At 74.0% G+C, this 4,885-nt stretch carries 4 protein-coding genes; 1 reads left to right on the top strand and 3 read right to left on the bottom strand.

From position 1 onward, the window contains the following. Window positions 1–727 (bottom strand): SDR family NAD(P)-dependent oxidoreductase (locus HMPREF3159_RS12035; protein WP_070501228.1); only part of this gene is annotated, 727 nt, incomplete at its 3' end. A gap of 19 nt (window positions 728–746) precedes the next feature. Continuing rightward, window positions 747–1,850 (bottom strand): NADH:flavin oxidoreductase/NADH oxidase, encoded by a 1,104-nt coding sequence (locus HMPREF3159_RS12030; protein WP_070501227.1) that lies wholly within the window; start codon window positions 1,848–1,850, stop codon window positions 747–749. Between the two features lie 138 nt (window positions 1,851–1,988). Here HMPREF3159_RS12030 and acs point away from each other — a divergent pair, with 138 nt between their 5' ends. Continuing rightward, on the top strand, window positions 1,989–3,968 hold the full coding sequence (acs, locus tag HMPREF3159_RS12025; protein WP_070501226.1) for an acetate--CoA ligase: 1,980 nt from the start codon (window positions 1,989–1,991) through the stop codon (window positions 3,966–3,968). Window positions 3,969–3,990: 22 nt separating this feature from the next. On the opposite strand, the gene HMPREF3159_RS17525 is transcribed toward acs, so the two are convergent. Continuing rightward, on the bottom strand, window positions 3,991–4,885 hold an 895-nt coding region (locus HMPREF3159_RS17525), incomplete at its 5' end, for a DUF4097 family beta strand repeat-containing protein (RefSeq protein ID WP_070501225.1).

Below are 4,885 nucleotides of genomic sequence, written 5' to 3'. Positions count from 1 at the left end.
CACCACGGGCCGCGAGGGCCGGTGCGGTCTGCGAGAGCACCGCGGCGAGCCGTGCCCAGGGCGGGGAGACCAGCGCCGGGGCGCGGTCCAGCCCCCGCAGCACCCGGGCGGCGGCCTGCGCGGGCGTGAGCGCTCCCCGGGGCCGGTCGCCGTAGGTCGGGGCGGCCATCGCGGTCGCCACCAGCGGCAGCTCGATCACGGTGATCCGCACCCCGGCCTGCTCCGCCTCGGGCCGGATCGCCCGCAGCCAGGCGTCCAGCCCCGCCTTCGAGGCGCCGTAGGCGGCCCAGCCCGGGGTCGGGATCCGGGCGGAGGCGCTGGTGGCCGCGAGGAACCGTCCGCCGCCGGCGCGACTCATCGGCGCAAGCAGGGCGAGCAGCAGCGCGGCCGGGCCGAGCATGTTCGTACCCGTGAGACGCACGAGGTCGTGCGGGCGCCCGATCGTGTCGGCGAGGGAGCGGCGCAGCGAGTGGCCCGCGAGGGAGACGATCGCGGACGGCGCCCCGTGCAGCGCGAGCACCTCCGCGGCGAGCTCCGCGACCGCCTCCTGGTCCCGCAGATCGCAGGGGTGCACCGTGGCGGTGCCGCCCGCTGCGTGCACCCGCTCGGCCAGCGCCTCGAGCCTGCCCCGATCCCGGGCCGTGAGCGCGAGGTCCTCGCCGCGCGCGGCCAGCTCCAGGCACAGCGCGGTGCCGACGCCGCCGCTCGCCCCGGTCACCAGGATCATCGTCGACCTGCCGTGCCGCTCACCAGGAGCCGCGGTGGTAGGCGCCGGGGTAGAGCGCGGGATCGCGCACCCCCAGCTCGTGCGCGGCGCGCTGGGGCCAGCCCGGCTCGCGCAGGGCCGCCCGACCCACGGCCACGAAGTCGGCGTCCCCGCGCTCGAGCACCTCCTGGGCGCCGTGCGGATCGGTGATCAGGCCGACGGCCGCGACCGGCATCGAGACGGCATCGCGCAGCGTCCGGGCGAAGCCGACCTGGTACTCGGGCCCCACCGCGATGTCCGCGATGACGGCACCGCCGGTGGAGACGTGCAGGGCGTCGACGCCGACCTCCTCGAGCTCGCGGGCGAGCTCGACGGACTGGGCGATGTCCCAGCCCCCGTCGATCCAGTCGGTCGCGCTGATGCGCACGATCAGCGGGCGGTCGGCCGGCCAGGCCTCACGCACCGCCGCGGCGATCTCCCGGGCCAGGCGGCGCCGTCCCGGCCCGTCGCCCCCGTACTCGTCGGTGCGCGTGTTCACCAGCGGCGAGAGGAACTCGTGGACGAGATAGCCGTGGGCGAAGTGCAGCTCGACCGCGTCGAACCCCGCCTCCTCGGCCCGGCCGGTCGCGGCGACGAAGTCGGCGACCACCCCGGCGATCTCCTCCTTCCCCAGCGCATCTGGCGCATCCAGCCCCGGGAAGGGCTCCGGGGTGGGGCCGACGGTGCGCCAGCCCGCGGCGAACTCCGGCACCGTGCCGCGCCGCGCGCGGTAGCGGGGCAGGGCCGGCCAGGTGGAGGCCTTGCGGCCGGCATGGGCGAGCTGCACGGCGATGCGAGCGCCCTGGCCCTGGCAGAAGGAGGTGATCCGCCGCCACGCGTCGCTCTGCTCGCGGTTCCACAGCCCGGTGTCCTGGGGGCTGATGCGTCCCTCGGGGGAGACCGCCGTCGCCTCCGTGACGATCATCCCGAAGCCGCCCGCGGCCCGCGCGCCGAGGTGCACCAGGTGCCAGTCGGTGGGCACCCCGTCCCGCTCCTCGACCATGTACTGACACATCGGGGCGAGCCAGATGCGGTTGCGCATCTCGAGACGGCGCAGCTGCGCCGGGGCGAGCAGGGCGGGGGCGACGGCGGGGTCAGGGGCCATGGTCCCCCACGGTAGTGGGCACGGCCGGGAGGACGTCGGGCCGCCATGATCGTCGTGAGCGTGACGTGCATCTCCTGCGATACGGTGTTCGCGTCCATCCGCCCCGGTCCTCCCGGGGCCCGTGAAGCAGGAGTGTTAATGACTGACGAGGCCGTCACCGGGATCGAGAACCTCTCCCAGGAGACCCGCACCTTCTCCCCGCCCACCGAGTTCGTGCAGGACGCGGTCGCCCGCCCCTCGCTCTACGCGGAGGCCGAACGGGACCGCCTCGCGTTCTGGCGCTCGCGCGCGAGCCTGCTGAGCTGGGAGACGCCCTTCACCGAGACGCTGGACTGGTCGAACCCGCCCTTCGCGCGTTGGTTCGCCGACGGCACCCTCAACGTCGCCTACAACTGCGTGGACCGCCACGTCGAGTCCGGCCACGGCGCCCAGGTCGCGCTGCTGGCCGAGTACGAGGACGGCTCCGACGCCGCGTTCACCTATGCGGACGTCAAGGACGAGATCTCCCGCATGGCGAACGTGCTCGTGGACCTCGGCGTGAGGACCGGCGACCGCGTCGCGATCTACCTGCCGATGATCCCCGAGGCCGTCTTCGCGATGCTCGCCTGCGCCCGCCTCGGCGCGCCCCACTCGGTCGTCTTCGGCGGCTTCAGCGCCGACGCCCTGCGCTCTCGGATCGAGGACGCCGAGGCGCGCGTGGTGATCACCGCCGACGGGCAGAACCGCCGCGGCAAGCAGCTCCCGCTCAAGCCCGCCGTCGACGAGGCGCTCGCCGGCGGCGCGGACTCCGTGGAGAAGGTCCTCGTGGTGCGCCGCACCGGCGGGGACGTGGAGTGGACCGAGGGCCGTGATGTGTGGTGGCACGAGGCGAGGGAGACCGCCTCGACCGAGCACGCGCCGGTGCCGGTGGAGGCCGAGCACCCGCTGTTCATCCTCTACACCTCCGGCACCACCGGGAAGCCCAAGGGCATCGTCCACACCACCGGCGGATATCTCACCCAGGCCGCGTACACCCACCGCAACGTCTTCGACCTCAAGCCGAGGTCCGACGTGTACTGGTGCACCGCCGACGTCGGCTGGATCACCGGGCACACCTACGTCGTCTACGGCCCGATGGCCAACCGCGCCACGCAGGTGATCTACGAGGGCACCCCGGACACCCCGCACCAGGGCCGCTGGTGGGAGATCATCGAGAAGCACGGGGTCACCCTGTTCTACTCCTCGCCCACCGCGATCCGCACCGCCATGAAGTGGGGGGAGGACATCCCCGCGAAGCACGACCTCTCCTCCCTGCGCCTGCTCGGCAGCGTCGGCGAGGCGATCAACCCGGAGGCATGGATGTGGTACCGCCGTGTGATCGGCGGGGACCGCTGCCCGATCGTGGACACCTGGTGGCAGACCGAGACCGGCGGCATCATGATCTCGCCGCTGCCCGGCATCACCGCCACCAAACCCGGCTCCGCGCAGGTGCCGCTGCCCGGGATCGGCGCGGACGTCGTGGACGAGAGCGGGACGTCGGTCGCGAACGGCGAGGGCGGCTATCTCGTGCTCGACAAGCCCTGGCCCGGCATGCTCCGCGGCATCTGGGGCGACCCGGAGCGCTTCAAGGAGACCTACTGGTCCCGCTTCGAGGGCCTCTACTTCGCCGGCGACGGCGCCAAGCGCGACGAGGACGGCGACATCTGGCTGCTGGGCCGTGTGGACGACGTCATGAACGTCTCCGGCCACCGCCTCTCGACCATGGAGATCGAGTCCGCGCTGGTCGGCCACGACTGGGTCGCCGAGGCCGCGGTCGTCGGCGCGAACGACGAGACCACGGGGCAGGCGCCCGTCGCCTTCGTGATCCTGCGCGGCGGCAGCGCGGAGGAGATCGCGGCCGCCGGCGGCGAGGAGAAGGTCCCCGAGCTGCTGCGGGCCCATGTGGGCAAGGAGATCGGCCCGATCGCGAAGCCGAAGCGGGTGCTGGTGGTCACCGAGCTGCCCAAGACCCGCTCGGGCAAGATCATGCGCCGCCTGCTGCGCGACGTCGCCGAGAACCGCCAGGTGGGGGACACCCAGACCCTCGCCGACGCCTCCGTGATGGACCTGATCCAGCAGGGGATGCCCGGGAAGCCCTGAGGGACGCCGGGCCCGGGGACGTTCAGCGCGTGAGCGTGACGTCCCCGGTCTCGGTGACGGCGGTCAGCGTGCCCGCGGACTCCGACTCGGAGCCGCGGAGCGCGGGGTCCACGGTGACCTCGCCCAGCGAGCTGCGCGTCTCGACCTGCCACGTCGAGGTGCCCCCGACCGCGATCCGCACGTCGCCGAGCTCGGTCACCGCCCCGACCGCACCGCTCGCCTCCGCGGGGAGCTGCAAGGAGATGTCCCCGAGGGTCGAGGAGAGGTCCACGGCCGAGGGGCCGGGGGCGGCGAGATCGGCCTCGATCCCCCCGACCTCGGTCGAGACGGTGACGTCCTCCGCGATGCTCGTGGTGCCCAGGTGCACGTCGCCCACGTCGGAGCGCACCGCGAGGGAGCCGAAGTCGCCCTCGGCGACCACGTCCCCCACATCGGTGCGGAGGTCGAGGTCCAGCTCGTGCCCGACCGGGACGAGCACGAGCACGTCGCGCGTGTCGTCGAGGCCGGGCCAGGTGGAGTAGCTCTCGGGCTGGCTCACGGCGATGGCCGCGGCGGAGCCCGTGCCGCCGCGCTCGAGACGGGCGCGGACCTGCTCCCCGGCCGGCGACGGGACCGTGGTGCCCGGTGTGACGAGCGAGACCGTCACCTCGTCGACCTCCTCGGAGGGCAGCACCCGCACATCGCCGAGGGTGCTGGTCAGCTGCAGCGAGGAGGGGGTCCCGAGACCCGCGGTCGCGGGGACGTCCTGGTAGGCGCGGCCGTTCCACCAGGTGAAGGCCGTCGAGGCGGCCAGGAACAGGATCACCACCAGCATCACGGCGCCGCCGGCGAGGACGACGCCCCGCCGCCAGGGGCGGTCGCGCTCGCGGGAGGGCGTGAGCCGGCGCGGCGGGTCGTACCGACGCTGCGGGGGCAGG

It is taken from the genome of Brachybacterium sp. HMSC06H03 (assembly GCF_001807385.1).
In the GTDB taxonomy this organism is placed as follows: Bacteria; Actinomycetota; Actinomycetes; order Actinomycetales; family Dermabacteraceae; genus Brachybacterium; species Brachybacterium conglomeratum.
The sequence above is the reverse complement of the archived record's forward strand: the minus strand, read 5'-3'. Positions and strand labels throughout refer to the sequence as shown.